Annotated in this window: 26 protein-coding genes; 7 read left to right on the top strand and 19 right to left on the bottom strand. The window is 71.1% G+C overall.

Going from position 1 to position 25,295, the window contains the following annotated elements; translation table 11 throughout:
* Positions 1–42 precede the first annotated feature (42 nt).
* Together Tsedi_RS04985 and Tsedi_RS04980 are read left to right on the top strand one after the other, a co-directional pair.
* Complete coding sequence (locus Tsedi_RS04985; protein WP_143894215.1) at positions 43–540, top strand: hemerythrin domain-containing protein; 498 nt, start codon at positions 43–45, stop codon at positions 538–540.
* Between the two features lie 123 nt (positions 541–663).
* On the top strand, positions 664–1,818 hold the full coding sequence (locus tag Tsedi_RS04980; RefSeq protein WP_143894213.1) for an alpha-hydroxy acid oxidase: 1,155 nt from the start codon (positions 664–666) through the stop codon (positions 1,816–1,818).
* Positions 1,819–1,999: 181 nt separating this feature from the next.
* Here the strand turns inward: Tsedi_RS04980 and soxB are convergent, their stop codons facing one another.
* From soxB to Tsedi_RS04935, 9 genes are all read right to left on the bottom strand, one after another.
* Positions 2,000–3,730, bottom strand: a complete 1,731-nt coding sequence (gene soxB, locus Tsedi_RS04975) for a thiosulfohydrolase SoxB (protein WP_143894211.1) — start codon at positions 3,728–3,730, stop codon at positions 2,000–2,002.
* 146 nt (positions 3,731–3,876) lie between these two features.
* Positions 3,877–4,188 carry a thiosulfate oxidation carrier complex protein SoxZ gene (soxZ, locus tag Tsedi_RS04970; protein ID WP_143894210.1) on the bottom strand — a complete coding sequence of 104 codons (312 nt, stop codon included), beginning with the start codon at positions 4,186–4,188 and terminating at the stop codon, positions 3,877–3,879.
* A 45-nt stretch (positions 4,189–4,233) separates the two neighbouring features.
* Positions 4,234–4,686: a thiosulfate oxidation carrier protein SoxY gene (soxY, locus tag Tsedi_RS04965; RefSeq protein ID WP_143894208.1), complete on the bottom strand. Its 453-nt coding sequence runs from the start codon at positions 4,684–4,686 to the stop codon at positions 4,234–4,236.
* 51 nt (positions 4,687–4,737) lie between these two features.
* The gene (locus Tsedi_RS04960) at positions 4,738–5,070 is read right to left on the bottom strand and encodes a c-type cytochrome (RefSeq protein ID WP_143894206.1); all 333 of its coding nucleotides are present in this window, start codon (positions 5,068–5,070) and stop codon (positions 4,738–4,740) included.
* A gap of 109 nt (positions 5,071–5,179) precedes the next feature.
* On the bottom strand, positions 5,180–5,995 hold the full coding sequence (locus Tsedi_RS04955) for a c-type cytochrome (RefSeq protein ID WP_143894204.1): 816 nt from the start codon (positions 5,993–5,995) through the stop codon (positions 5,180–5,182).
* A gap of 2 nt (positions 5,996–5,997) precedes the next feature.
* Positions 5,998–7,350 carry a sulfite dehydrogenase gene (gene soxC / locus Tsedi_RS04950; protein WP_143894202.1) on the bottom strand — a complete coding sequence of 451 codons (1,353 nt, stop codon included), beginning with the start codon at positions 7,348–7,350 and terminating at the stop codon, positions 5,998–6,000.
* A complete protein-coding gene (locus Tsedi_RS12170; RefSeq protein ID WP_185970585.1) occupies positions 7,343–7,735 on the bottom strand; it encodes an ArsR/SmtB family transcription factor in 393 nt (130 codons plus the stop codon). Before Tsedi_RS12170 ends, soxC begins: the two co-directional genes overlap by 8 nt.
* A 92-nt stretch (positions 7,736–7,827) precedes the next feature.
* Positions 7,828–8,505 (bottom strand): ABC transporter ATP-binding protein, encoded by a 678-nt coding sequence (locus Tsedi_RS04940; protein ID WP_143894198.1) that lies wholly within the window; start codon positions 8,503–8,505, stop codon positions 7,828–7,830.
* Positions 8,498–9,766, bottom strand: a complete 1,269-nt coding sequence (locus tag Tsedi_RS04935) for a lipoprotein-releasing ABC transporter permease subunit (RefSeq protein WP_143894195.1) — start codon at positions 9,764–9,766, stop codon at positions 8,498–8,500. The genes Tsedi_RS04940 and Tsedi_RS04935 overlap by 8 nt, the downstream gene beginning before the upstream one ends.
* 80 nt (positions 9,767–9,846) lie before the next feature.
* Between Tsedi_RS04935 and Tsedi_RS12165 the strand changes: the two genes are divergently transcribed.
* From Tsedi_RS12165 to Tsedi_RS04920, 3 genes are read left to right on the top strand one after another with little or no spacing between them, the layout of a single operon-like run.
* On the top strand, positions 9,847–10,827 hold the full coding sequence (locus Tsedi_RS12165; RefSeq protein WP_185970584.1) for a phosphoglycerate mutase: 981 nt from the start codon (positions 9,847–9,849) through the stop codon (positions 10,825–10,827).
* Positions 10,824–12,566, top strand: coding sequence for a single-stranded-DNA-specific exonuclease RecJ (gene recJ, locus Tsedi_RS04925; protein ID WP_143894193.1), 1,743 nt, complete (start codon positions 10,824–10,826; stop codon positions 12,564–12,566). Before Tsedi_RS12165 ends, recJ begins: the two co-directional genes overlap by 4 nt.
* Positions 12,563–13,237, top strand: coding sequence for a pseudouridine synthase (locus Tsedi_RS04920; protein ID WP_185970583.1), 675 nt, complete (start codon positions 12,563–12,565; stop codon positions 13,235–13,237). Before recJ ends, Tsedi_RS04920 begins: the two co-directional genes overlap by 4 nt.
* A 36-nt stretch (positions 13,238–13,273) precedes the next feature.
* Here Tsedi_RS04920 and Tsedi_RS04915 read toward each other — a convergent pair whose 3' ends face one another.
* From Tsedi_RS04915 to Tsedi_RS04905, 3 genes are read right to left on the bottom strand one after another with little or no spacing between them, the layout of a single operon-like run.
* Positions 13,274–14,233 carry a patatin-like phospholipase family protein gene (locus tag Tsedi_RS04915; protein ID WP_143894191.1) on the bottom strand — a complete coding sequence of 320 codons (960 nt, stop codon included), beginning with the start codon at positions 14,231–14,233 and terminating at the stop codon, positions 13,274–13,276.
* A 19-nt stretch (positions 14,234–14,252) separates the two neighbouring features.
* Complete coding sequence (locus Tsedi_RS04910; protein WP_143894189.1) at positions 14,253–14,891, bottom strand: 3-oxoacid CoA-transferase subunit B; 639 nt, start codon at positions 14,889–14,891, stop codon at positions 14,253–14,255.
* Positions 14,892–14,918: 27 nt separating this feature from the next.
* On the bottom strand, positions 14,919–15,623 hold the full coding sequence (locus tag Tsedi_RS04905; protein ID WP_143894187.1) for a CoA transferase subunit A: 705 nt from the start codon (positions 15,621–15,623) through the stop codon (positions 14,919–14,921).
* Positions 15,624–15,715: 92 nt separating this feature from the next.
* On the opposite strand from Tsedi_RS04905, the gene Tsedi_RS04900 reads away from it, so the two are divergent.
* Positions 15,716–16,300 (top strand): PAS and helix-turn-helix domain-containing protein, encoded by a 585-nt coding sequence (locus Tsedi_RS04900; RefSeq protein ID WP_246099184.1) that lies wholly within the window; start codon positions 15,716–15,718, stop codon positions 16,298–16,300.
* 127 nt (positions 16,301–16,427) lie between these two features.
* Here Tsedi_RS04900 and queF read toward each other — a convergent pair whose 3' ends face one another.
* The 6 genes from queF to Tsedi_RS04870 form a co-directional block, all read right to left on the bottom strand.
* Positions 16,428–17,309: an NADPH-dependent 7-cyano-7-deazaguanine reductase QueF gene (queF, locus tag Tsedi_RS04895; RefSeq protein WP_143894185.1), complete on the bottom strand. Its 882-nt coding sequence runs from the start codon at positions 17,307–17,309 to the stop codon at positions 16,428–16,430.
* 19 nt (positions 17,310–17,328) lie between these two features.
* Positions 17,329–18,171, bottom strand: coding sequence for a 2OG-Fe(II) oxygenase (locus Tsedi_RS04890; protein ID WP_143894183.1), 843 nt, complete (start codon positions 18,169–18,171; stop codon positions 17,329–17,331).
* Positions 18,172–18,203: 32 nt separating this feature from the next.
* A complete protein-coding gene (gene yaaA, locus Tsedi_RS04885) occupies positions 18,204–18,977 on the bottom strand; it encodes a peroxide stress protein YaaA (RefSeq protein WP_143894181.1) in 774 nt (257 codons plus the stop codon).
* 40 nt (positions 18,978–19,017) lie between these two features.
* On the bottom strand, positions 19,018–19,611 hold the full coding sequence (locus tag Tsedi_RS04880; RefSeq protein WP_143894315.1) for a DUF3501 family protein: 594 nt from the start codon (positions 19,609–19,611) through the stop codon (positions 19,018–19,020).
* 36 nt (positions 19,612–19,647) lie between these two features.
* On the bottom strand, positions 19,648–21,003 hold the full coding sequence (locus Tsedi_RS04875; RefSeq protein WP_143894179.1) for a (Fe-S)-binding protein: 1,356 nt from the start codon (positions 21,001–21,003) through the stop codon (positions 19,648–19,650).
* A gap of 157 nt (positions 21,004–21,160) precedes the next feature.
* Positions 21,161–21,583, bottom strand: a complete 423-nt coding sequence (locus Tsedi_RS04870) for a rubrerythrin family protein (RefSeq protein ID WP_143894177.1) — start codon at positions 21,581–21,583, stop codon at positions 21,161–21,163.
* 271 nt (positions 21,584–21,854) lie between these two features.
* Here Tsedi_RS04870 and Tsedi_RS04865 point away from each other — a divergent pair, with 271 nt between their 5' ends.
* Entirely contained in the window at positions 21,855–24,812 is a 2,958-nt protein-coding gene (locus Tsedi_RS04865) for a valine--tRNA ligase (protein ID WP_143894174.1), read from the top strand.
* A 177-nt stretch (positions 24,813–24,989) separates the two neighbouring features.
* Here Tsedi_RS04865 and Tsedi_RS04860 read toward each other — a convergent pair whose 3' ends face one another.
* A complete protein-coding gene (locus tag Tsedi_RS04860) occupies positions 24,990–25,217 on the bottom strand; it encodes a sulfurtransferase TusA family protein (protein ID WP_143894313.1) in 228 nt (75 codons plus the stop codon).
* Positions 25,218–25,295: the final 78 nt, after the last annotated feature.

The following is a 25,295-nucleotide window of genomic DNA, read 5'->3' as shown; positions in this document are numbered from 1 at the left end:
TCAAGCCCCGCCGGCTGACGCGCGCCTACGCTTGCCATCACCATGGCTGAAACCGAGACCTTCCCCGACGTGCCGCCCCTGACGTGGAGCCCCGAGCTGGCCACGGGCGACGCGCGCATGGACGAGACGCACGAAGAGTTCGTCACGCAGCTGGCGGCGCTGCGCGCGCTGCCGGCCGAGGCGCAGCTGGAGCCGTACCGCGCGCTGATCGCGCACACCGAGGCACACTTCGCGCGCGAGGAGCGCTGGATGGTGGCGGTGGGCTTCGCGGAGGAAAACTGCCACGCCCATCACCACCGCGAGATCCTCGACATGATGCGCGCGGTGGAACGCCACTACCTCGACGGCGACACCGGGATCATCGGCCGCATGGCGGCGGCGCTCGCGGAGTGGTTCCCGATGCATGCGCAGACGATGGATGCCGGGCTGGCGCAGCACATGCGGGCGGTCGGCTTCGACTCGCGCACCGAGACGCTGGCGGATCCGAGCCGCGTGCGCCCGGCGACCATGACCGGCTGCGGCAGCGTGCACTGCAGCTGAGCGCCGGCCCCGGCACCAGGCGGGGCGAACTTTCACGGCCCGGCCACGGCATTTCACGTGCGCGGTCGGGCGGCGGCGCTACCATGGCGCGCATCGACGACGCCATGTGAGGAGACCGCCGCGATGACCGTCATCACCTGCATCGAGGATCTGCGCCAGCTGGCGCGCCGGCGCGTGCCGCGCATGTTCTACGACTACGCCGACAGCGGCGCCTGGACCGAGAGCACCTATCGCGCCAACCAGGAGGACTTCCAGCCGATCCGGCTGCGGCAGCGCGTGGCCGTGCCGATGGAGCCGCGCAGCACGCGCACCACGATGGTGGGCCAGCCGGTGACGATGCCGGTGGCGCTGGCGCCCACCGGCTTGACCGGCATGCAGCACGCCGACGGCGAGATCCTGGCCGCGCGCGCGGCCAGGCGCTTCGGCGTGCCGTTCACGCTGTCGACGATGAGCATCTGCTCGATCGAGGACGTGGCCGAGCACGCCGGGCCGGGCTTCTGGTTCCAGCTCTACGTGATGCGCGACCGTGACTTCGTCGGCCGCCTGATCGACCGCGCCAAGGCCGCCGGCTGCGGCGCGCTGGTGCTGACGCTGGACCTGCAGATCCTGGGCCAGCGGCACAAGGATCTGAAGAACGGTCTGTCGGCGCCGCCCAAGCCGACGCTGGCCAACCTGCTCAACCTCGCCACCAAGCCGCGCTGGTGCTGGGGCATGCTGCGCACGCCTCGGCGCCAGTTCGGCAACATCGTCGGCCACGTCAAGGGGGTCGACGACATGAGCAGCCTGTCGGCGTGGACGCAGCAGCAGTTCGACCCGACGCTGAACTGGCGCGACGTCGAGTGGATCAAGAACCGCTGGGGCGGCAAGCTGATCCTCAAGGGCATCATGGATCCCGAGGACGCGCGCCTGGCGGTGGAAAGCGGCGCCGACGCGCTGGTCGTCAGCAACCACGGCGGGCGTCAGCTCGATGGCGCCGAGTCGGCGATCCGCGCGCTGCCGCGCATCGTCGAGGCGGTCGGTGACCGCATCGAGGTGCACATGGACAGCGGCATCCGCAGCGGACAGGACGTGCTCAAGGCCTGGGCGCTCGGGGCACGCGGCACCTACATCGGGCGCGCCTTCCTGTGGGGACTGGGCGCGATGGGCGAGGCCGGCGTGACCAAGGCGCTGGAGATCATTCACAAGGAACTGGAGCTGACGATGGCCTTCACCGGCCACACCGACATCGAGAAGGTCGACCGCTCGATCCTGATCCCGGGCACCTTCCCGACCGCGTAGACGGCGCGCACCGGCCCGCGACGGCGGCAAGCGTCGGCGCCCGCCAAGCGAGACGCCCCCCGAAGGGGCCGTCTGCCATCTGCCCGCGCCGCACCCCGCCGCCCGTGGCGCGGCCGCGGACCAGCCGGGCGAACCGAACCCGCCACCGGCCCGGGCTGCCCAGGCCGGTGGCGCGGCACCGTCACAGCACGACGCCGGGGTTCTTCTCCATGCCGATCAGCTTGGGCTGGTTCAGCTTCAGCTTGCCGATCACCTTCTTGTCGCGCAGGTACTTGCCGACCACGTCCCAGATCGGCTCGGCGGTGCCCTGCACCCCCTCCTGCACCGACGCCCAGCCGGCCACCTTGTACTTCTTGTCGGCCTCCATCGGCTTGCCGCGGATCATCAGGTTCTGGATGCGCTGGCCCATCGGCGCGGCCGGATCGATCGTGTACTCGATGCCGCCGACGCGCACCATGTCGCCCCCCTGCTGGTAGTACGGGTCGGGGTTGAACAGGTTGTCGGCGACGTCCTCCATGATCTCCTTGATCTGGGCGCCGGTGAACTCGTTGAGCGTGGTCGTCGGGTAGGTGATGGCCATCTGGTCCATCATGCGCTCGAACGTGATCACTTCGCCGGGCAGCAGGCTGGTGCCCCAGCGCACGCCTGGCGAGAACGCCGCATCCGCGCCCTTGACCTCCATCAGCGCCTCGCAGATCAGCTGGTCCCAGGTGCCGTTGAAGTTGCCGCGACGGTACAGAAGCCCCTCGGTGACGGCGAGCTTCTCCTCCAGCTTGGCCTTGAACGGCGCGCGCACCTTCTCGATGTAGGCCGCCATCTCCTTGTCGGCCGGCAGCAGGTTGGCGAACACCGGCAGCAGGCGGTACTGATAGCCCTGCACCTTGCCGCCGCGCACGTCGAAGTCCAGCACGCCGAGGAACTTGCCATTGGAGCCGGCGTTGGTCACCAGCGTCTGGCCGCCGGCGTTCTTGACGATGACCGGCGCGGGCATGCCGTCGTGCGTGTGGCCGCCCAGGATCGCGTCGATGCCGCGCACGCGCGAGGCCATCTTGATGTCGACGTCCATGCCGTTGTGCGACAGCACCACCACGACCTGGGCCCCCTTGGCGCGCACCTCGTCGACCATCTTCTGCATGTGGTCGTCGCGGATGCCGAAGGTCCAGTCCGGCACCATGTAGCGGGGGTTGGCGATGGGGGTGTACGGGAAGGCCTGGCCGATCACCGCCACCGGGATGCCGTTCTGCTCCTTGATGACGTACGGCTCGAAGACCAGCTCCTCGAAGTCGGCCGTCTTGACGTTGTGGGCGATGAAGTCGATGTGACCCTTGAAGTCCTTCTCGACCACCTCCTTGACGCGCTGGGCGCCGAAGGTGAACTCCCAGTGCGGGGTCATGATGTTGACGCCCAGCAGCTTGCAGGCATCCACCATGTCCTGGGCGTTGGTCCACAGCGAGGTGGCCGAACCCTGCCAGGTGTCGCCACCGTCGCAAAGCAGCGCGTGCGGGCGGTCGGCCTTGAGCATCTTGACCAGCGTGCGCAGGTGCGCAAAGCCACCGACCTTGCCGTAGGTCTTGGCGGCGCGCTCGAAGTCGAGGTAGGTGAAGGCGTGCGCGGCGGCGGTGCCGGGCCGGATGCCGAAGTACTTCAGCAGGTGCTCGCCGACGATGTGCGGGGCGCGGCCGAACGCGTCGCCCAGGCCGATGTTGACGTTGGGCTCGCGGAAGTAGATCGGCAGCAGCTGCGCGTGGCAGTCGGTGAAGTGCAGGAAGCTGACGTTGCCATACTTGGGCACGTGGTAGAGGCGCTCGCCGGCACCGGGCTTGGCCGCCAGCGCATCCTCCGACGCGATGGCCATGCCGGAGGCGCTGGCCACGGCCAGCACCTGCAGGAATTCACGACGGCTGAAACTCATGGTACGGGACTCCTGGAATGTGGGGGGATGAGGCGCGAAAAAAGGGCCAGCGCGCCACCCGCGTGGCGCCGACTGGCCCCTGTGACCAGCTGCTGCGCCACGACGGGCGCCGCAGGCCGGCATGGTGCGCCGCGGTCACCGCGCCGTCAGGCGATGGTGGCCTCGTCGGTGCGCGACTCGCCCTTGTTGTCGGTCCACTTGACCACCACCTTGTCGCCCTTGGCCGCACCCTTGAACTTGAAGCTCAGGAACGGGTTCTGCGACACCGCCCCGCTCCACTGCGCCTTGAGCACCTCGCGCCCATTGTGCGTGGCCACCACGTCCGTGATGTAGTGCGCCGGCACCAGGTTGCCCGACGCATCGCGCCGCGTCCCAGGCTCCATCGGGTGGCTCATCAGCACCCGCACCGTCGTCACGCCACCGGCCTCGTTGGCACGGATGCGCATCGGATCTGCCATCTTCGCTCTCCTTCGTCTCTGTGACTTCTGGGCAGGTCGTCGCCGTCAGCCGCCGCAGCCGCCCAGCGTCACCTTCGTTTCCTTCACCGCCGAGTACAGCTTGCCGTCGGCCTTGACCACCGCCAGCACGTTGGTGCTCTGCCCCATCTTCAGCCGCGTCTGCACCTCAGGCTCCGTGCCCGCCGGAATCATGAACACCGCCGCCAGCGGCGTCGGGTTCTTCTCCACCAGCAGGTAGATCTCCGTCGTGTTGGGCAGCTTGCTGGCCGCCCCCACCGGCACCACCGCGCCGTTTTCCGCAATGTCGGGCGAGATGATCTGCACCTGGTCGTTCGTGGCCGGCTCGCCGCCAATGGCCTTGAGCGCCTCGGCCAGACTCTTGCTCGCAAACGCCTCGCGCGGCAGCGCCAGCGCCTGCTCGGCCGTGATCAGCCCCAGCGACACCAGCGTCGCCACGGCTCCGCCGGCCTTCAGCACGGCGCGTCGATTCTGTTTCATGACGTCTTCACTCCTTGCAAAAACGGTTGCCAAGGTACCGTAACCGGTATCTTACTTGTCCGGCGCGCCGGCCAGGATCCACTCGGCCAGGGTCTTGGCGTCGGCGTCGCTCAGCGCGGCCTGGGCCGGCATCGGCACCGGGCCCCACTTGCCGGCGCCGCCTTTCTTGATCGAGGCGGCCAGCTCCTCGGGCTTCATGCCCTTGTACTTCTCGGCCACCGCCTTGTACGCGGGGCCCACCATCTTCTTGTCCACGGCGTGGCAGCTCATGCAGGCGCTCTTCTGCGCCAGCGCCTTGGCGGCGGCGGCGTCCATCGCGTGGGCGGGCGCCGTCAGGGCGGCCAGACCCGCCACCGCGGCCAACGTCGTCATCAGTCGCTTCATCGTCATCTCCTGTCGCTAGGGAAAAGAGCCCGCGGGACGGGCGTCGGTTGGATCACGGACGGCGCCGGTTGGTTCGCCGCAAGGACGACGAACCTGCCGGCCGTGCCGTTCAGCTCTTGGGCGCCAGCGGCTCCTTGCGCGGCGGCTTGGTGGTGTCCCAGCCGCGGGTCGGACCGATGATGCGCTGCTGCTCGAACAGGTTGCCGTGCGCATCGCGCATGTTCTCGGGCAGCATCGACTTGATGTCGCCCTCGATCGGGCAGTTGTTCATGCAGCGCGTGTTCTTGACGTCGGGCTTGCCGCTGAACTTGTAGTTCGGCAGCCAAAGCCCGTGATCCAGCGTCATGCCGTTGCGATTCGGCATGCGCTTCTGCACCTCGGCGATGTTCTGGTCGCTCAGCACGAAGTTCTCGGGCAGGATATCGCCCAGGTGCAGGATGTAGGCCACCACGCCGTAGACGTCCTCCACCGACAGCGACTTCGGCGCGTTCCACGGCATCGCGCGGTTGATGTAGTCCCACAGCGTCGAGACGGTGGGCACCTTCATCAGCGTGGTGCGCTGGGGAAACGCCTTGTCGACGTGCAGGTTGGCCACGCGGCCGGTCTCGATGTCCTTCTTGGTGGTGCCGCCGACGATCGGCGTGAACACCTCGTTGGACTCGCCGAATTCGCCGTGGCACATCGCGCACTTCTCGTCCCAGACCTTCTGGCCGTGCGCCACCGAGCCGGAACCCTTCGGCAGGCCCTTGAAGTCCGGGCGCACGTCGATGTCCCAGGCCTTGATCTCGGCCGGCGTCGGCGGACGACCCAGGTCGGCCCAGGGCTTGGCGGCCTGCGGCTTGTTGGCGTGCGCGGCCCCGGCGAAGCCCGCGGCAAGGACGGCGGCCACCGCGGCCGCGCGAACGGTTTGTTGGAAGCGCTTCATGTTCAGTACACCTGCACGTTGGAGACTTCGCCGTTTTCCGACACCAGCCAGCTCTGGATGGCGTTGTTGTGGTAGATCGAGCGCGTGCCGCGCACCGCGCGCAGTTGGTTGATCTTGGGCTGCACGTAGCCGGTGGAGTCGATCGCGCGGCTCTGCAGGATGGCGGGCTTGCCGTCCCACACCCAGTCGAAGTTGAAGCGCGTCAGCGCCTTGGGCAGGATCGGCTTTTCCAGCCGCGCCGGGCGCCACGTGCGGCCGCCATCGACCGAAACGTCCACCGCCTTGATCGTGCCGCGGCCCGACCACGCCAAGCCGGAGATGTTGTAGTAACCCTTGTCCAGCAACATCTGGCCGCCCGATGGCGTGGTGATGACGCTCTTGCACTCTTGAATGCCGCTGTATTGGCGATGCAGGCCGTTGGGCAGCAGGTCGATGTAGTGGATCGACTCGTCCTTGGTGCCCCAAGGCATGTCACCGACCTCGATGCGACGCAGGTACTTGACCGAGCTGACCGCCTGCACGCCCGGCACCACCAGGCGCAGCGGGTAGCCGTTCTCGGGGCGCAGCATCTCGCCGTTCTGACCCCAGGCGACGATGACGTCGTCCATCGCCAGCTCGATCGGGATGGTGCGCGTCATCGACGAGCCGTCGGCACCTTCGGCCAGCACGTATTTGGCCCGCTTCAGGTCGATGCCGCACATCTCCAGCAGCGTGGACAGCAGCACGCCGGTGAACTCCGAGCAGCTCAGCATGCCGTGCGTGTACTGCACGGTGGGCACCGCCACGTTGGCCCACTCCATCGCGGTGTTGGCGCCGCACTCGAGGAAGTGGATGCGCGAGACGCTGGGCAGGCGCATCAGCTCGTCCATCGTGAAGACGCGCGGACGCTTGATCAGACCGTCGTCGCCGTGCACCATCAGCCGGTGCTTGGACGGGTCGATGTCCCACCAGCCCTGGTGATGGCGCTCGAAGTGCAGGCCGCTGGGGGTGATGATGCCGAACAGGCCCTGCAGCGGCGTGAAGCTGACCGAGGCCTGCGACACGCGCGTCAGGCCCGGGCTTTCGCGGCGCTGCAGGTTCTTCTCCCACTGGCTGGGCATGCCGTAGCCGCGCGCGGCCACCGGCTGGCCCAGGCCCGTGGTGTGCTCGGGCAGCTTGAGGATCGCATCCTCGCCCTCCGGCGCCGCCATGGCCTTGCCGGCGGCCACCGTGGAGGCCGCGCCCGCACCCATGGCCAGGGCCTTGGCCATGAAGCTGCGCCGCGCCTTGCGCGCCTTTTCCATCAGCTCGGAGCTGAGGTGGTTCTCCGGGGCAGGCAACACCCGGCCGATCACGTCGCGGAGATTGTCAGACACTGGCTTGTTCCTTTGTATCGAGAGGAAAGACCGAGGAAAACCGATCGCCGTCACGCTGCCCCCGGCCCTGGCGCGCCATCACCTGCGCGGCGATGACGCGGCACAGATCCAGCGGCGCGGAGTCCGCCACCCGGTAGAACACCTGCGTGCCTTCGCGCCGTCGCACCAGCAGGCCGGCCTGGTACAGCCGCCCCAGGTGACGCGAGACGTTGGCCTGCGCCAGCCCGGTGACCTGCATGATGTCGTTGACGCAGCGCTCCTGCTGGCACAGGGCATGCAGGATGCGCAGCCGCGCAGGCTCTCCCAGCACACTGAAGACGCGCCCGACCGACTCGAAGACCGGCTGCAGCTCGTGCGACGGGGTGCTGGCGGTGGAGAAGCTCACGCGACGGACTATATGAGCATTTGCGAATATATTGATTAGTGTAAACCCTGATGCCCACGCCAAGCTGACGGCGCAACCGACGAACGGTGACCTCAAGCCTGCAGCACGCCGCCACTGAGGCGCAGCCGGCGGTCGCAGCGCGCCGCCAGCTGCTCGTCGTGCGTGACGACGACGAAGGCGGTACCGTGGGCGCGCGCCAGCTGCAGCATCAGGTCGAACACCGCGGCGGCCGTGTCGCGGTCGAGGTTGCCGGTGGGCTCGTCGGCCAGCACGCACGCGGGCGCGCCGGCCAGCGCCCGCGCCAGCGCGACGCGCTGGCGCTCGCCGCCCGACAGCTCCGCCGGCCGGTGCGCCAGCCGCTGCCCCAGGCCGACCCGCTCCAGCCACTGCGCCGCCACGCGTGCGGCCGCCGCGTACGGCTCGCGGCGGATCCACAGCGGCATGGCCACGTTGTCCTGCGCCGAGAACTCCGGCAGCAGGTGGTGGAACTGGTAGACGAAGCCCAGCGCCCGGTTGCGCAGACGCCCCTGCTCGCGCGCCGACAGGCGCTGCCAGTCCTGGCCCAGCAGGCGCACCTGCCCGCCGCTGGGCGCATCCAGCCCGCCCAGCAGGTGCAACAGCGTGCTCTTGCCCGAGCCCGACGCGCCGACGATGGCCACCGTCTCGCCGGCGCGCACGTCCAGATCGACGCCGCGCAGCACCGTCACGTCCAGCCCCCCTTCGCGGTAGCGCTTGACCAGCCCCCGCGCCTGCAGCACCGGTTCACTCATGGCGCAGCGCCTCCGCCGGGCGCACGCGGCTGGCGCGCCAGCTCGGGTACAGGGTGGCCGCCAGCGCCAGCGTGAGCGCGATCAGCGTGATCGGCACGATGTCGCCGGCCTGCGGGTCGCTGGGCATGCGGCTGATCAGGTAGATGTCCTGCGGCAGGAAGGCCACGCCGAGCAGTCGTTCCAGCGCCGGCACCAGCGTGTCGATGTGCAGCGCCACCGCAAGCCCCAGCGCCAGCCCGGCCAGCGTGCCCACCACGCCGACCACCGCCCCCTGCACGACGAAGATCGCCATCACGCTGCCGGGGCTGGCCCCCAGCGTGCGCAGGATGGCGATGTCGGCGCGCTTGTCGGTGACGGTCATCACCAGCGTGGAGACGAGGTTGAACGCCGCCACCGCCACGATCAGCGTCAGGATGATGAACATCATGCGCTTTTCCAGCTGCACGGCGGCGAACCACGTGCGGTTGGCGCGCGTCCAGTCGCGCACCACCACCCCACCCTGCCCGGCGGCGGCCAGCGCCGCCTCCAGCTCCACCGCCACCGCGCGCGCGGCGTGCAGGTCGTCCAGCCGCACGCGCAGCCCCGTCGGCCCCTCGACGCGGAACAGCCGCTCGGCATCCTGCAGGTGCACCAGCGCCAGCGTGGCGTCGTACTCGTAGTGCCCGGAGTCGAACAGCCCGACGACGGTGAGCTGGCGCAGGCGCGGCGTGACGCCGGCCGGCGTGACCTGGCCGCCGGGCACGATCAGCGTGACCGGCTCGCCGATGGTGACGCCGAGCTGGCGCGCCAGCGCCGCGCCGAGCACCACGCCAAAGGCGCCGGGCTGCAGCTGCGCCAATGCCCCGCCGGCGAGATCGGCCCCCAGCGCCGTGACGTCTGGCTCCAACGCCGGATCGACGCCGCGCACCAGCACCCCCTTCATGTCCTGCCCGCGCGCCAGCAGCCCCTGGTCGGCGACGAACGGTGCCACCGCGCGCACGCGCGGGTGCTGGCGCAGCACCTGCGCGGCGGCGGGCCAGTCCGCCAGCGCCGCACCGTCGGCCGACAACACCTCCACGTGCGCCAGCACGCCCAGCATGCGGTCGCGCACCTCCTTCTGAAAGCCGTTCATCACCGACAGCACGATGATCAGCGCCGCCACCCCCAGCGCGATGCCCAGCATCGAGACCGCGCTGATGAACGAGATGAAGCCGTTGCGGCGCGCGGCGCGGCCGGCGCGCGTGTAGCGCCAGCCGATCACGAGTTCGTAGGGAAGTGGCATGCGGGCCCCTGCAGATTGCTCCCCCGCGATGGTACCCGCTGGCCGCCGGGGGCCGGCGGCAGATCGGGGACAATCGCGGCATGCATGCGCCCCGCCACTGGATCATCGCCCATGCCTGCGCCGATGACCCGGCCCTGCTGGCCGAACTGCCGGGCCTGGCGCTGCCGGCCCTGCGGCAATGGCTGCAGGCGGCGCGAGCGGCCGGTGCGGAACACGCCGGGGCGCAGACGCTGTCACCGCCGCACGAGCGCGCGCTGGCGCGCGCACTCGGCTGGCCGGTGCAGGACGGCGCGCTGCCATGGGCGGCCTGGCGGCACGGCCGCGCCGACCAGCCATGCGCGTGGCTGCTGCCATGCCACTGGCAGGTCAGCCTGGATCACCTGGTGCTGCTGCCGCCGCAGGCGCTGGCGCTGCAGGACGACGAGGCCGAGGCGCTGCGCACAGCCTGGGCGCCGCTGGCGCGCGAAGAAGGCCTCACTCTGGAAGGCGCGGACGGGCCGGCGTGGCGCTGGCTGGCCTGCGGCGCGGCGTTCGAGGGCTGGAAGAGCGCCAGCCTGGCGCGCGTCGCCCACCGCCGGCTCGATCCGTCGTGGCAGCCGGGCGCCGACCATGCGCAGGGCCGGCGGCTGCGCCGGCTGCTGGAGGAGGCGGCGATGCTGTGGCACGTTCATCCGGTCAACGCGGCGCGGCAGGCACGCGGACTGCCGGTGATCAACGGACTGTGGGTGGAGGGTGCCGGCCGCTGGCACGGGGAAGGGCCGCGCGCCGCGGAGGCGCGCGTGGTGTTGGTGGAGGATCTGAGCGCGGCGGCCTTGCAGGGACAGGTGACGGCGTGGCGCGAGGGCTGGCAGCGGCTGGACCGCGAGGTGCTGGCGCCGGCACTGCAGCAGGCGTGCGCGGACGGTGAGCCGCGCTGGCTGACGCTGTGCGGCGAGCGCGGCTGGCGCAGCTGGTGCCTGGATCCGGCCGCGCCGGCCGCCCCGCCGCGACGCCGCTGGTGGCTCTGGGGCCGGCGTGAGACCACCCCGGCGCCGCCGCAGGCATGGTGGGTCGACCTGTGAGACTGGAGCCCCGCCTCGTCCCTGCACGCGCGGCCTGGGCGCTGCAGCAGGCCGGCTGCGACGCGCTGCTGGCGCGGCTGTTCGCCGCGCGCGGCGTGGCCGACCCGCAGGAGCTGGACGACGCGCTGGCGCATCTGCCACCGCCGAACCGCATGCTCGGCGCGCGCGAGGCCGCGCAGCTGCTGGCCGACGCCATGCAGCAGGGGTTGACGGTGGGCATCGTCGCCGACTACGACTGCGACGGCGCCACCGCCTGCGCCGTGGCGGTGCGCGGGCTGCGTTGGCTGGGTGCCCCGCTCGGCTGGGATCGGGTGCGGTATCTGGTACCGGATCGCGTGCGCGACGGCTACGGCCTGACGCCCGCGCTGGCCGAGCGCGTGCGCGCGCTTGGCGCCGACATACTGGTGACGGTGGACAACGGCATCGCCAGCCTCGACGGCGTGGCGCACGCGCGTGCGCTGGGCCTGCAGGTGCTCATCACCGACCATCACCTGCCGCTGGTCCAGGACGGCCAGCCGCGCCTGCCCGGCGACTGCGTGATCGTCAACCCCAACCAGCCGGGCTGCCCGTTTCCGTCCAAGGCGCTCGCGGGCGTCGGCGTGATGTTCTACGTGCTGCTGGCGCTGCGCGCCGAGCTGCGCCGCCGCGGCGTCTTCGGCGCGCACGACCAGCCGCGGCTGGACGGACTGCTGCCGCTGGTGGCGCTGGGCACGGTGGCCGACGTGGTGCGGCTGGACGCGCACAACCGCCGCCTGGTGGCGCAGGGCTTGAGGCGCATCCGCGCCGGCGCGATGCCGCCGGGGCTGGCGGCGCTGCTGGCCGCAAGCGGCCGCCACGCCGCGCGCGCCAGCACCTTCGACCTCGGCTTTGCGGTGGCGCCAAGGCTCAACGCCGCGGGTCGGCTGCACGACATGGCCGTCGGCATCGAATGCCTCATCACCGACGACACCGCGCACGCCGAAGCCTTGGCGCGCCAGCTCGATGCCCTCAACCGCGAACGCCGCAGCGTGGAGGCGGCGATGCGCGAGCAGGCGCTGGCCCAGTTGGCGGAACGGGCGCTGGCCGACACCGCGGCGGCGGCGGCGCCGGCGGTCACGCTGTTCGACCCCTCGTTCCACGAGGGGGTGGTCGGCATCGTGGCGGCGCGGCTGAAAGACCGGCTGCACCGCCCGGTGTTCGTGTTCGCGCCGGCAAGGCTGGACGACGGCACGCCGTGCCTGAAGGGTTCGGGGCGCTCGATCGCCGGCTTTCACCTGCGCGACGCACTGGACGCCATCGCCAAGCGCCACCCCGGGCTGCTGCTGCGCTTCGGCGGGCATGCGATGGCCGCCGGCTGCACCGTCGGCCCCGACGCCTGGCCGGCGTTCGATGCCGCGCTGCGGGCGCTGGCCGCGGAGTGGCTGGACGAGGCGACGCTGCAGCGGCGGTTGCCCACCGACGGTGCACTGGAGCCGCAGCGGCTGCACCCGGACACCGCCGAGCTGCTCGACGCCCAGGTCTGGGGCCAGGGCTTTGCCGCGCCCGTGTTCAGCGACGAGGTCGAGGTGCTGGGCCAGCGGCTGGTCGGCGAGCGGCACCTGGCGCTGCGCCTGCGCGTGCAGGGCCGTCCGCTGGAGGGCATCTGGTTCGGCCATACCGAGGCGCTGCCGGCGCGGGTGCAGCTCGCGTACCGGCTGGAGGCCGACGACTGGCAGGGCCAGCGGCGCCTGCGCCTGATCGTCGAGGGCGCGCAGACGTGACGCCGCCGCTGGCGGTATGGGACGGCATCCCCGTCCTGCACCTGGACGACGCGCTGATCGTGGTGGACAAGCCCGCCGGGCTGCTGGCCGTGCCGGGCCGCGGCGCCGGCAAGGCCGACTGCGTGGCCGCGCGCGTGCAGCGCCACGCGCCGGACGCCATGATCGTGCACCGGCTGGACATGGACACCTCCGGCCTGATGGTGCTGGCGCGTGGTGCGGCGGCGCAGCGCGCCCTGTCGATCGCGTTTGCCGAGCGCCGCGTGCACAAGACCTACGTGGCCGTGGTGGCCGGCGTGCCGCTGCCACCCGCGGCGCCGGACGGCTGGGGCGACGTGCGCCTTCCGCTCATCGTCGATTGGCCGCGCCGCCCGCGCAGCAAGGTCGACTTCCGCCACGGTAAGCCCAGCCACACGCGCTGGCGCATCCTGGGGCTGGAGCGCTGGGGCGGGCTCTGGGCCACGCGGCTGGAACTGCAGCCGCTCACCGGCCGCTCGCATCAATTGCGGGTGCACCTGGCGGCGCTGGGCCACCCGATCCTGGGCGACCCGCTCTACGCCGAAGGCGCCGCCCGCCGCGCCGCCCCGCGCCTGCTGCTGCACGCGGCGGAGCTGGCGCTGACGCACCCGTCAAGCGGTCAGCCGTGCCGCTGGCTGCGTCCCGCGCCGTTCTGACGCGACCCCCCGTGACAGACAGGGGCGTGCCCGCGCTCAGGCTTGCGCGCCGGCGCCGTCGGCATCCGGATCGAGCAGCGCCAGCGCGTCGCGCAGCGCCGGCAATGCCTGCTCCGCGGCGCGCCGGCCCGCCGCGATGGCCGGCGCCGCGCGGTGAAAGTCCATCGCCGCCACGTCCGCCAGCGCCGGGCGGATGACGACGTCGGCCGGCTCGCCGGCCAGACGGCTTTGCGTGATGCGCCACTGCACGATGGCCATGCTGGTGGTCAGCACGTCCAGCAGCGACGGCAGGGCAGCCTCGCCCGAGGCTTCAGCGGCCTGCGCAGCCTCGGCGGCATCCTCCGCCCCCCCGCCGCGCAGGCGCCTGAGCACCCCGTCCAGCAGGCCGCGGCGCGGCCCGCGCGCGCGGCTGGCCACGCGCTGGCGCCGGCGCATCAGGTCCCAGTTCAGGTCCACCGCGATGACGAACTCCGCCCCCATCGCGCGCGCCAGCGACACCGGCACCGGGTTGACCAGCCCGCCGTCCACCAGCAGCCGCCCGTCCTGCCGCGCCGGCGTGAAGACACCCGGGATGGCGATCGAGGCGCGCACCGCGTCGATCACCGGCCCCTGGCGCAGCCAGACCTCGCGCCCGCTGGCCAGGTCGGTGGCCACGCAGCCGAACGGCTTGGGCAGCGCCTCGATGCCGCCGTCGACGAAGCGGCTGCGGAAAAACGCCTCCAGCTTGTCGCCCTCGATCAGCCCGCCACCGAAGCGCAGGTCGATCAGCCCGACCACCTGCCGCCAGCCCAGCGAGCGCACCCACGGCTCGAGCCGGTCCAGCTCGCCGGCGGCGTAGGCCGCCCCCACCAGCGCGCCGATCGAGGTGCCGCAGACGATGTCGGGCTCCAGCCCCGCCTCCTGCAGCACGCGCAGCACGCCGATGTGCGCCCAGCCGCGCGCCGCGCCGCTGCCCAGCGCCAGGCCGATGCGGGGGTGGGCAGAGGTGGCGCTCATCGGGCCGGTCGGGACGGCGTCACAGCAGCGGCACGCCGGTCTTGCTCTGGATGAACTCGCGCGTCACGCCGGGGGCCAGCTCCACGAGCTTGAGCCCCTCGGGCGTGACGTCCATCACGCCCAGATCGGTGATGATGCGGTCCACCACGCCCTTGCCGGTCAGCGGCAGCGTGCACTCGGGCAGGATCTTCAGGTCCTCGGTGCCGTCCTTCTTGCGCGCCACGTGCTCCATCAGCACGATCACGCGCGGCACGCCGGCCACCAGGTCCATCGCGCCGCCCATGCCCTTGACCATCTTGCCCGGGATCATCCAGTTGGCCAAGTCGCCCTTGTGCGTGACCTGCATCGCGCCGAGGATCGACAGGTTGATCTTGCCGCCGCGGATCATCGCGAAGCTGTCGTGGCTGCCGAAGGTGGCCGAGCCCTTGATGGTCGTGATGGTCTGCTTGCCGGCGTTGATCAGGTCCGGGTCGACCTCGTCCTCGTACGGAAACGGGCCGATGCCGAGCAGTCCGTTCTCACTCTGCAGCCAGACCTCGACGTGATCCGGCACGTGGTTGGCCACCAGCGTCGGCAGGCCGATGCCGAGGTTGACGTAGAAGCCATCCTGCAACTCTTGGGCCGCGCGGGCGGCCATCTCGTCGTGCGTCCAGGGCATGGTGGGTTCTCCTTGCTCGGTGGCGGGTCAGACCTTGCGCTCGCGCGTGGTGCGGCGCTCGATGCGCTTCTCTGGGGTGGGGTTGTGCACGATGCGGTGCACGTAGATGCCCGGCAGGTGCACGTCGTCCGGCTCGATGGCGCCGGTGGGCACGATGCGTTCGACCTCGGCGATGCAGATCTTGCCCGCCATCGCCACGGCCGGATTGAAGTTGCGCGCCGTCAGCCGGAAGCGCAGGTTGCCGGCCAGGTCGGCCACGTCGGCCTTGATCAGCGCCACCTCCGGAAACAGCGCGTGCTCCAGGATGTAGGTCTCGCCGTTGAATTCGCGGTGTTCCTTGCCCTCGGCGACGATGGTGCCCACGCCGGTCTTGGTGAAGAACGCCGGGATGCCCGCGCCGCCGGCACGCAGCTTCTCCGCCAGCGTGCCCTGCGGCGTGAACTCGATCTCCAGCTCGCCGGCCAGGTACTGGCGCTCGAACTCCTTGTTCTCGCCGACGTAGCTGGAAATCATCTTCTTGATCTGGCGCGTCTCCAGCAGCTTGCCGAGGCCGAAGCCGTCGACGCCGGCGTTGTTGGAGATCACCGTCAGGTTCTTGACGCCGCTGTCGCGCAGCGCGTCGATCAGGGCCTCGGGGATGCCGCACAGACCGAAGCCGCCCACGGCGATGAGCTGACCGTCACGCACCACCCCCTCGAGGGCCGCCTTGGCGCTGGGGTAGACCTTGTTCATGCTTGCTCCTGTGCGATGGTGGGAACGAGAGCGCTTACGATACACCGCATTCGTGTACGTAGGATGGCGTACCGGACAACCCCGAGGCCGCGATGCCCCCCGCCCCGACGCCCGCGCTGGACGACTACCGGCTGGCCTTCGAGCTGGCCCCGGTAGGGCTGGCGCTGTCGCGCCACCGGGTGATCGTGGACTGCAACGAGGCGCTGTGCCAGATGTTCGGCACTACGCGCGCCGAACTGGTCGGCCAGAGCTTTCGCGTCCTCTACCCCAGCGCCGCCGAGTTCGAGCGCATCGGCGAGCGCATCGCGCCGATCCTCAACGCCTGCGGCACCTACGCCGACGAGCGCCTGATGCGCCGCGTCGGCGGCCCGCAGGCCGGCCAGCTGTTCTGGTGTCACGTGATGGGCCGCGCGCTGGACCGCGCCGACCCGCACGCCGCCGGCATCTGGAGCTTCGAGGACCTGTCGGCCAGCCGCCCGGTGCAGCCGGGGCTGACGGCGCGCGAGCGCGAGGTGGCCGCGCTGCTGCTGAAGGGCTGCACCGCCAAGCAGGCCGCGCGCCAGCTCGGCATCAGCCCGCGCACGGTGGAGGTGCACCGCGCGCGCCTGATGCGCAAGGTCGGCGCGCGCAGCACGGTGGAGCTGGTGCAGCGGCTGCTGACCGGCCAGCCGGGCTGAGCCGGGCGGCGGGTTGTCCCCGGCGGCTGTGGATCAGCCTGTGCACAAGCCGGGGAAGACGCCGGCCAAGCGCGCCGCCCCAAGCCTTGGCGCCGGACTGCCGCTTTTTTGGGCAGCGCGGCGCCCCTCACTGGCGTGCCAGCCGCAGCGCCGGCGGCAGCGGCTGCGGATGGCTGGTGCGCCAGGGGTTGATGTCCAGCCCGCCGCGGCGCGTGAAGCGCGCCAGCACCGCCAGCCGCACCGGCCGGCAGCGCTGCCACAGATCGACGAAGATGCGCTCGACGCACTGCTCGTGAAAACCGCCGTGGCGGCGAAAGCCCACCAGGTAGCGCAGCAGCCCCTCCTGGTCGATCGGCGCACCGGTGTAGGCGATCTGCACACTGGCCCAGTCCGGCTGGCCGGTGACCGGGCACAGGCTGCGGAACAGGTCGGTGGTCAGCACCTCCTGCACCGGCGGCTGGGCGGCCTCGGCGCGCAGCCATGCCGGCTGCGGTCCGTCGTCGTCGCAGTCGACGTCGAGCCGATCCAGGCTCAGCCCCGGCAGCGCCGCGTGCAGCGCCGCACCGCCCCACTCCTGCGGCCCCCACAGGCGCACGCCCACGGTACCGGGCGGCTGCCCGCTGCCACGCCACAGCGCCTCCGCGAGGTCGGCGCGCAGCCGCGCGCGCACCTCCTCGGCGCTGGCGAAACGCGCGTGGTTGAGCCCGTTGAGGTAGAGCTTGAGCGACTTGCTCTCGATCAGGTTGGGCGATTCGGCCGGCACCGTGAACTGCGCGATGGCCACCTGCGGCTTGCCGCGCGGGTTCAGCCAGCTCACCTCGTACGCGGTCCAGACGTCGGCACCGGTGAAGGGGAGCGGCCCTGCGCAGCCCCACTCCACCCGAGACGCCGCGCGCGGCAGCGGGCACAGCAGGCCCGGGTCGTAGCGGTCGGGGCAGGCACTCGCGCGGCCCAGCGGCGTGTCCTGCAGCCGCGCGCCTGCCGCTGACGTTGCGGTCGGTTCGCTCATCCGATTCACCGGTCCGGGCTCACGGCGTGAACTCGCCTTCGCGCAGCCACTTGGTGGCGACCCATTTTTCCCCCTCCAGCACCGGTGCGCCGCCGTGCAGCGTCAGCGTCGCCGGATCGGGCCGGTCGTAGGCGAAGAACACCGCGCAGCCGCGCTGCGGCAGCACCTCCAGTCCGACGTCCGGAAAGGTCGTGGCCCCGCCGCGCGCCGGCTCGTTGAGGTACATCACCAGCGTGGCCACGCGCTGGCCGCCGCGCGCGGTGATGCGCGCCGTGCCCGGCGCGGCCGGATCGAAGTAATCGTAGTGCGGCTTGTACTGCGCCCCGGGGCGGTAGCGCAGCACCTGCAGACCCTCGCCGTTTTCCACCGGCCAGTGCACCAGGCGGCTCAGCCGCGCCTCGATGCGCTGGATCAGCGGCGTTTCGCCACGGCGGAAGAACATGCCATCGCTGGTGCGGTCGGCGTTGAGCTCCTCGCCACCGGTGCTCGTCTGCACCGTGCGCGAGCGGCGCAGGCGCGGCTCGGCCAGTGCGATCAGCGCCTCGCACTCCTCCTCCGACAGCACGTTGGCCAGCACCGCCAGGCGCGGCCGGCGCAGCGTGGCGATGACCGGCACGATGCGGTCGCCGGCGTCCAGCGCGCGCGGCGAGCCCTCCAGATCGAGGAAGGGCCGCGGCGGCGCGGGTGGCGCCGACGGCAGTGCCGCCACGTGCGCCTGCAGCGTCTCCTCCATCGCCGCCAGCGCCACATCCTCGTCCCAGCCGGCGCGGCGCATCGCCGCCAGTACCGACTCCGGCGTGCAGCCGGCCTGCGCCTGCTGCACGATCCAGGCGCGCAATTCCGGGGTGATGGTCTGGCTCATCGCGCCGCAGTGTAGCGCGCGGCGCGCCGCTTTCAGCCGCGCTGGTCGCGCCGGAACACCAGCCGCTCGGGCGTGGAGACCTCCGGCACGAAGCGGTAGCCCTCGCTGTCGAAGCCTTGCAGCGTCTCGACGTCGGCGGCGCGGTGCAGTGCGGCCCAGCGCGTCATCAGGCCGCGCGCGCGCTTGGCCAGGAAGCTGATGACCTTGTAGCCGCTGCCGCGCCGCTCCTCGAACACGCAGGTGACGACGCGCGCGCGCAGCGCCTTCGGATCGACGGCCTTGAAGTACTCCTCGCTGGCGAGGTTGACGACGAGACCGTCGTCCTCGGCGGCGCGCTGCGACAGGTACTCGGCGATGCGCGGGCCCCAGAACTGGTACAGGTTGCGTCCGCGCGGCGTGCTCAAGCGCGTGCCCATCTCCAGCCGGTACGGCTGCATCCAGTCCAGCGGCCGCAGCACGCCATAGAGGCCGCTCAGGATGCACACGTGGCGCTGCAGCCAGTCGAGGTCGTCCGGCCCCAGGCTGCGCGCGTCCAGCCCCTCGTAGACGTCGCCGTTGAAGGCCAGGATGGCCTGCTTGCTGTTGTGCGGGCCGAACTCCGGCTGCCACGCCTGGTAGCGCGCCACGTTGAGCTGCGCCAGCGCGTCGCTCAGGTCCATCAGCGCGGCCACCTCCTGCGGCGACTTCTGCCGCAGGATGGCGATCAGCTCGGCGGCCTGCTCGACGAACAGCGGCTGGGTGGCCACCGTCGTGGTGGGCGGCGTCTCGTAATCCAGCGCCTTGGCGGGGGATAGGATGAACAGCATCGGTGCGCAGCCTCCGGGCCGCGATGATAGCGGCGCCGGATCAGTCCGCCAGATCCCCCGCGAGGCTGGCCAGCGTCTCCGGCGCGATCGTCACGTGCGCCGGGTAGTGGGTGTGGTCGCAGCCGAGCTTGACCGCGGCGCCGGCCTTGATCGCCGCGCGCATCGCCGGCGTGAACTCGAAGCGCAGGAAGTGCACCGCCGAGGTCTTGTCGGGCGTCTCGCGGTCCAGGTCCTCGTCGGCGATGGCGTAGACGCGGCCGTGTCCCTCGACCTCGACGAACATGCGGTCCTCGATGCCGATCAGGCGCGCCAGCTCGCGCCGGCGCTCGTTGACATCCGGGTACTCGATCATCATCGTCGCCTTCCAGTTGGTGCCGTCCGGCACCAGCGGGGCGTAGGCGTCGATCTCGTCCTGGATGCCCTCTTCCTCGAAGATCTTCTCGATGCGCAGCATCTCCTGGATCTGGTAGCGCATCGACAGCTCGCTCTCGAACTGCACGGTGACGTGCTCGCCCAGGTGCACGGTACGCAGCCTGCGGTGCGCGATCACCTCGCCCTTGTGCGCCTTGCGCCACTTGGCGTAGGCCTCCAGCGGCATCAGCGTCTCGCGCGTGATCTTGCCGGTCAGTTGCATCGTGGTGATCATGGTCGCTCGCGTATGAACGGGGAATCAGGCGTCCTTCAGGCCGTAGGCGGTGGCCAGCATGGTCAGCGGATGCATCAGCCTGGGTGCGCCGAGCTGGTTGACCTCGAAGCCCTGCGCGATGTGATGGCCGCCCAAGGGGCAGTCGGAGCCGATCACGTCCGGCGCGCCGCCGCCCTTGTGCTGCGCCATGCTCTTGAACACCGGCTTGCCGATCTTCATCGCCACCGGGTGGGTGGCCTTCTTGACGCCGTAGGTGCCGGCGTGGCCGCTGCAGCGCTCCAGCGTCTGCACCTCGGTGTCGGGGATGAGCTTGAGGATCTCCTCGGTCTTGCGCCCCATGTTCTGCACGCGGCTGTGGCACGGCACCTGATAGCTGACCTTGCCCAGGCCGCGCTGGAAGTCGGTGCGCAGCAGCCCGTCGCGCCGGCGGGCGCTGAAGTACTCGAACGGGTCCCACATCGCCTCCTTGACGAGCTGCACGTCCGGGTCGTCCGGGAACATCAGCGGGATCTCCTGCTTGAACATCAGCGTGCAGCTCGGCACCGCCGACAGGATGGCGTAGCCGTCGCGCGCGTAGCGCGCCAGCACCGGGATGTTGGCCTCCTTGGCCGCGGCCACCGACGCCAGGTCGCCGAGCTCCAGCTTGGGCATGCCGCAGCAGCGCTCCTTTTCCACCAGCGTGTACGGGATGCCGTTGTGCTCGAGGATCGCCAGCAGATCGAGCCCGATGCCGGGCTCGTTGTAGTTGACGTAGCAGGTGGCGAAGATCGCCACCTTGCCCGGCGTGCGCTCGCCGTCGACCACCTGCGCGGCGCGCGCCTCGGGCGCGGCACGGCGCAGCGTCCGCGCGGCCAGCTCGGGCATCCAGGCGTCGCGGTGCACGCCCAGCACGCTTTCCATCAGCGCGCGCGCGGGCCTGGTGCGGTTGACGGCGTTGACCGCCTGCACCACCACCGGGATGCCGGCCAGGCTGCCGTGCACGTCGGTGGAGGCGAGAAACTTCTCCGCCGCCTTGACCTCGCCCTTGCGGAACTTGATGGCCTTGGCGCGCAGCATCGTGTGCGGGAAGTCCAGGTTCCACTCGTGCGGCGGCGTGTACGGGCACTTGGTCATGTAGCAGAGGTCGCACATGTAGCACTGGTCGACCACCTTCCAGTAGTCGGCCTTGGCCACGCCGTCGAGCTCGCCGGTCTTGCCCTCGTCGATCAGGTCGAACAGGGTCGGAAACGCCTGGCACAGGCTGACGCAGCGGCGGCAGCCGTGGCAGATCTCGAAGATGCGCTCCAGCTCCGCGAAGCACTTGGCCTCGTCGTAGAAGTCGGGGTTGCGCCAGTCCAGCGGGTGGCGCGTGGGGGCTTCCAGGTTGCCTTCGCGGGCCATCGTCGGTCTCCTCGCCTCATGTCGGGCCGCGCCGCGCACGCCGGGCGCGGGCGCCCCTTGTTGTCGGTCCGGGGTCGCCGCCGTGCGGGCCGGGGGCCACGCGGCGGCGCGGGCGGCCCCGTGCGGGGCCGCCGTGGGCAGGCCGATCCGGTACGGGTCAGTCGACCAGCTCGGCCAGCGCCTTGGCGTAGCGGTTGGCGTGCGAGCGCTCGGCCTTGGCCAGCGTCTCGAACCAGTCGGCGATCTCGTCGAAGCCTTCCTCGCGCGCGATCTTGGCCATGCCCGGGTACATGTCGGTGTACTCGTGCGTCTCGCCGGCGATGGCCGACTCCAGGTTCTGGCGCGTGGTGCCGATCGGCATGCCGGTGGCCGGGTCGCCGGCCTGCTCCAGGAACTCCAGGTGGCCGTGCGCGTGGCCAGTCTCGCCCTCGGCGGTGGAGCGGAACAGCGCCGCCACGTCGTTCTGGCCCTCCACGTCGGCCTTGTTGGCGAAGTAGAGGTAGCGACGGTTGGCCATCGATTCGCCCGCGAAGGCGTCCTTCAGGCACTGCTCGGTCTTCGAACCCTTGAGTTGCGGCATGGTCGTCTCTCCTGTCTGAGGGTGGTTGGGACGGACGCCACCACGCCACCTCGTCGGCGGTCATGGCGGACCACGACAACCTTAGCCACCTCGGCGCCGGCTGTCCAGCGGTCGGCGTCAATGCCCGCCATTGACGCCCTCAATCGGTGCGTCTCGGCCGTGGCACCGTCGCCCCGCCTCCTACAATCGGAGCTTTTCCGGTCGCCGGGCGGCGCTGCGCGCCCCGTCCCGGCGCACGCACGCCGTCGTTTCCGCCAAGCGAGCCATCCCCATGTCCGAACCCGTCGAGCAACCGGGCCTGCAGAGCCTGTCCAAGTCGTTCGAACCCGCCGCCGTCGAGCGGCGCTGGGGCCCCGAGTGGGAGGCGCGCGGCTACGGCCGTGCCGGCCACCGCGGCACGGGGGCACCGCAGCCCGGCGCCCCGGCGTTCGCGATCCAGCTGCCGCCGCCCAACGTCACCGGCACGCTGCACATGGGGCACGCGTTCAACCAGACCATCATGGACGCACTCACGCGCTACCACCGCATGCGCGGCTTCAACACGGTCTGGATACCGGGCACCGACCACGCCGGCATCGCCACGCAGATCGTGGTGGAGCGCCAGTTGCAGCAGGAAGGCCGCACGCGCCATGGCCTCGGCGCCACGCCGGAAGAGGCGCGCAGGAACTTCGTCGCCCGCGTCTGGGAATGGAAGGAAAGGAGCGGCAGCACCATCACGCAGCAGATGCGCCGCATGGGCGACAGCGTGGACTGGAGCCGCGAGTACTTCACGATGGACGAGCGGCTCTCCAAGGTCGTCACCGAGACCTTCGTGCGGCTGTACGAGCAGGGCCTGATCTACCGCGGCAAGCGCCTGGTCAACTGGGACCCGGTGCTGATGAGCGCGGTGTCGGACCTGGAGGTGGAAAGCGAGGAGGAGGACGGCTTCCTGTGGCTGATCGCCTATCCGCTGGCCAGCGGCGAGGGGCAGCTGGTGGTGGCCACCACCCGCCCCGAGACGATGCTGGGCGACGTGGCGGTGATGGTGCACCCGGAAGACGAACGCTACCGCCACCTGATCGGCCAGCGCGTGCGGCTGCCGCTGTGCGAGCGCGAGATCCCCGTCATCGCCGACGCCTACGTCGATCCGGCCTTCGGCACCGGGGTGGTCAAGGTCACGCCGGCGCATGACCCCAACGACTACGCCGTCGGCCAGCGCCACCAGCTGCCGCTGATCAACATCTTCCACCTGGACGCCACCGTCAACGACCAGGCCCCGGCCGCCTACCGCGGGCTGGACCGCTTCGAGGCGCGCCGCCGCATCGTCGAGGACCTGCGCGCCGCCGGGCTGCTGGTGGAGGTGCGAAAGCACCGCCTGATGGTGCCGCGCTGCGCGCGCACCGGCCAGATCGTCGAGCCGATGCTGACCGACCAGTGGTTCGTCGCGATGACCAAGATCAGCCCGCAGGACCCCACCGGCAAGAGCATCGCGCAGAAGGCCATCGACGCCGTGGCCAGCGGCCAGGTGCGCTTCGTGCCGGAAAACTGGGTCAACACCTACAACCAGTGGATGGCCAACATCCAGGACTGGTGCATCAGCCGCCAGCTCTGGTGGGGCCACCAGATTCCGGCCTGGTACGACGCCGAGGGCAACGTCTACGTCGCGCGCAGCGAGGCCGAGGCGCGCGCGCAGTTCGAGGCCTACGTCGCCCACCTGGGGCCCGAGCAGCGCGCCCCGCTGCTGGAAGCGGGTCTGAAGCGCGACCCGGACGTGCTGGACACCTGGTACTCCAGCGCCCTGGTGCCGTTCTCGACGCTGGGCTGGCCCGAGGCCGCGGAGGGCTCGGGCACCCCCGGCGCCATGAGCGACTACGACCTCTACCTGCCCAGCACCGTGCTGGTGACCGGCTACGACATCATCTTCTTCTGGGTGGCGCGCATGATCATGATGACCACCCACTTCACCGGCCGGGTGCCGTTCCGCCACGTCTACATCCACGGCCTGGTGCGCGACGCGCAGGGCCGCAAGATGAGCAAGTCCGAGGGCAACGTGCTCGACCCGGTGGACCTGATCGACGGCATCGACCTGCCGGCGCTGCTGGACAAGCGCACCACCGGCCTGCGCAAGCCGGAGCTGGCGCCCGCGATCCGCAAGGCCACCGAAAAGGAGTTCCCCAACGGTATCCCGGCCTACGGGGCCGACGCGCTGCGCTTCACGTTCGCGGCGCTGGCCTCGCTCGGGCGCAGCATCAACTTCGACAGCAAGCGCTGCGAGGGCTACCGCAACTTCTGCAACAAGCTCTGGAACGCCACGCGCTTCGTGCTGATGCACTGCGAGGGCCACGACTGCGGGCTCGCGGAGCACACCAAGGAGCAGTGCGCCCCCGGCGGCCCGTTCCACGGCTACCTGAGCTTTTCGGCCGCGGACCGCTGGATCGTCTCGCGCCTGCAGCGCGTCGAGCAGGCCATCGCGCAGGCGTTCGCGGACTACCGGCTCGATCTGGTGGCCAACGCCATCTACGCCTACGTCTGGGACGAGTTCTGCGACTGGTACCTGGAGATCGCCAAGGTGCAGCTGCAGACCGGCGACGAGGCGCAGCGCCGCGCCACCCGGCGCACGCTGATCCGCACGCTGGAAACGATCCTGCGGCTGGCGCACCCGATCATCCCGTTCATCACCGAGGAGCTGTGGCAGAAGGTGGCGCCGGTGGCCGGACGCGCCGGCCCGTCGGTGATGCTGGCGCCCTACCCCGAGGCGCAGCCGCAGCGCATCGACGAGCGCGCCGAAGCCGAGGTGGCGCGCCTGCAGGCGGTGGTGGAGGCGTGCCGCCGCCTGCGCGGCGAGATGGGCGTCTCGCCCGCCCAGCGGCTGCCGCTGTACGCCGTCGGCGAGGCCGACTTCCTGCGCCGCTGGGCGCCGGTGCTGCAGGCACTGGCCAAGCTCAGCGAGGTGCGTCTGTTCGATGACGAGGCCGCCTGGGCCGCCGCCGCGCAGGCCGCGCCGGTGGCGGTGGTCGGCGAGGCGCGCCTGTGCCTGTTCATCGAGATCGACGTGGCCGCCGAGCGCGCCCGCCTGGACAAGGAGATCGCGCGCCTGCAGGGCGAGATCGCCAAGGCACAGGGCAAACTCGCCAACGAAGCCTTCGTCGCCAAGGCGCCGGCGGCGGTCATCGAGCAGGAGCGCCAGCGGCTGGCGGACTTTTCCGCCACGCTGGCCAAGGTGCAGGCCCAGCGCGCGCGGTTGGGCTGACGGGCGCCGGCCTGCGCGGCGCCCTCTCCGGAGGGCGCGGCGGCTCTCGTCCAAAGGCAAAGCCCCCGCGAGCGGGGGCTTGGGCGTGGGCCTTGGCGGCGGCCGCGGGCCGGCCACAGTCAGACGCGGCCGGGGCGGCCCGTCCGTCACGGCGCCCGGCCGGACGCGGTGGCCGGTTCAGCGCCGCTTCAGGATCGAGATGTGCTCGCCGCCGTTCGATTCCTGGTGCAGCAGCTCGTTGCCGGTCTGACGGGCGAAGGCCTGGAAGTCGCGCACCGAGCCCGCGTCGGTGGCGATCACCTTGAGCACCTGGCCGCTGGTCATCTCCGCCAGCGCCTTCTTGGCCTTCAGGATGGGCAGCGGGCAGTTCAGCCCGCGCGCGTCCAGTTCACGGTCGATCTGCATGGTCATCGGTTCGCCTGTGGAAGCGTCCATTGTACGGTGAGCCACCCGCTCGTGGTCCGCGCCTTGGGCAAAACCCCG

Origin of the sequence: Tepidimonas sediminis (genome assembly GCF_007556605.1) — a bacterium.
Taxonomy (GTDB): domain Bacteria; phylum Pseudomonadota; class Gammaproteobacteria; order Burkholderiales; family Burkholderiaceae_C; genus Tepidimonas; species Tepidimonas sediminis.
The sequence above is the reverse complement of the archived record's forward strand: the minus strand, read 5'-3'. Positions and strand labels throughout refer to the sequence as shown.

What these genes read in the sequence shown, in the direction of transcription:
- soxY (WP_143894208.1), bottom strand. Translation starts at nt 4,686, where the DNA reads ATGAAACAGAATCGACGCGCCGTGCTGAAGGCCGGCGGAGCCGTGGCG.
- Tsedi_RS04985 (WP_143894215.1), top strand. Translation starts at nt 43, where the DNA reads ATGGCTGAAACCGAGACCTTCCCCGACGTGCCGCCCCTGACGTGGAGC.
- Tsedi_RS04940 (WP_143894198.1), bottom strand. Translation starts at nt 8,505, where the DNA reads ATGAGTGAACCGGTGCTGCAGGCGCGGGGGCTGGTCAAGCGCTACCGC.
- queF (WP_143894185.1), bottom strand. Translation starts at nt 17,309, where the DNA reads ATGAGCGAACCGACCGCAACGTCAGCGGCAGGCGCGCGGCTGCAGGAC.
- Tsedi_RS04960 (WP_143894206.1), bottom strand. Translation starts at nt 5,070, where the DNA reads ATGAAGCGACTGATGACGACGTTGGCCGCGGTGGCGGGTCTGGCCGCC.
- yaaA (WP_143894181.1), bottom strand. Translation starts at nt 18,977, where the DNA reads ATGCTGTTCATCCTATCCCCCGCCAAGGCGCTGGATTACGAGACGCCG.
- soxZ (WP_143894210.1), bottom strand. Translation starts at nt 4,188, where the DNA reads ATGGCAGATCCGATGCGCATCCGTGCCAACGAGGCCGGTGGCGTGACG.
- Tsedi_RS04915 (WP_143894191.1), bottom strand. Translation starts at nt 14,233, where the DNA reads ATGAGCGCCACCTCTGCCCACCCCCGCATCGGCCTGGCGCTGGGCAGC.
- Tsedi_RS04890 (WP_143894183.1), bottom strand. Translation starts at nt 18,171, where the DNA reads ATGAGCCAGACCATCACCCCGGAATTGCGCGCCTGGATCGTGCAGCAG.
- Tsedi_RS04910 (WP_143894189.1), bottom strand. Translation starts at nt 14,891, where the DNA reads ATGCCCTGGACGCACGACGAGATGGCCGCCCGCGCGGCCCAAGAGTTG.
- Tsedi_RS04870 (WP_143894177.1), bottom strand. Translation starts at nt 21,583, where the DNA reads ATGCCGCAACTCAAGGGTTCGAAGACCGAGCAGTGCCTGAAGGACGCC.
- Tsedi_RS04880 (WP_143894315.1), bottom strand. Translation starts at nt 19,611, where the DNA reads ATGCAACTGACCGGCAAGATCACGCGCGAGACGCTGATGCCGCTGGAG.
- Tsedi_RS04865 (WP_143894174.1), top strand. Translation starts at nt 21,855, where the DNA reads ATGTCCGAACCCGTCGAGCAACCGGGCCTGCAGAGCCTGTCCAAGTCG.
- Tsedi_RS04875 (WP_143894179.1), bottom strand. Translation starts at nt 21,003, where the DNA reads ATGGCCCGCGAAGGCAACCTGGAAGCCCCCACGCGCCACCCGCTGGAC.
- Tsedi_RS04900 (WP_246099184.1), top strand. Translation starts at nt 15,716, where the DNA reads ATGCCCCCCGCCCCGACGCCCGCGCTGGACGACTACCGGCTGGCCTTC.
- Tsedi_RS04860 (WP_143894313.1), bottom strand. Translation starts at nt 25,217, where the DNA reads ATGCAGATCGACCGTGAACTGGACGCGCGCGGGCTGAACTGCCCGCTG.
- Tsedi_RS04980 (WP_143894213.1), top strand. Translation starts at nt 664, where the DNA reads ATGACCGTCATCACCTGCATCGAGGATCTGCGCCAGCTGGCGCGCCGG.
- Tsedi_RS04905 (WP_143894187.1), bottom strand. Translation starts at nt 15,623, where the DNA reads ATGAACAAGGTCTACCCCAGCGCCAAGGCGGCCCTCGAGGGGGTGGTG.
- Tsedi_RS04935 (WP_143894195.1), bottom strand. Translation starts at nt 9,766, where the DNA reads ATGCCACTTCCCTACGAACTCGTGATCGGCTGGCGCTACACGCGCGCC.
- soxB (WP_143894211.1), bottom strand. Translation starts at nt 3,730, where the DNA reads ATGAGTTTCAGCCGTCGTGAATTCCTGCAGGTGCTGGCCGTGGCCAGC.
- Tsedi_RS12165 (WP_185970584.1), top strand. Translation starts at nt 9,847, where the DNA reads ATGCATGCGCCCCGCCACTGGATCATCGCCCATGCCTGCGCCGATGAC.
- Tsedi_RS04955 (WP_143894204.1), bottom strand. Translation starts at nt 5,995, where the DNA reads ATGAAGCGCTTCCAACAAACCGTTCGCGCGGCCGCGGTGGCCGCCGTC.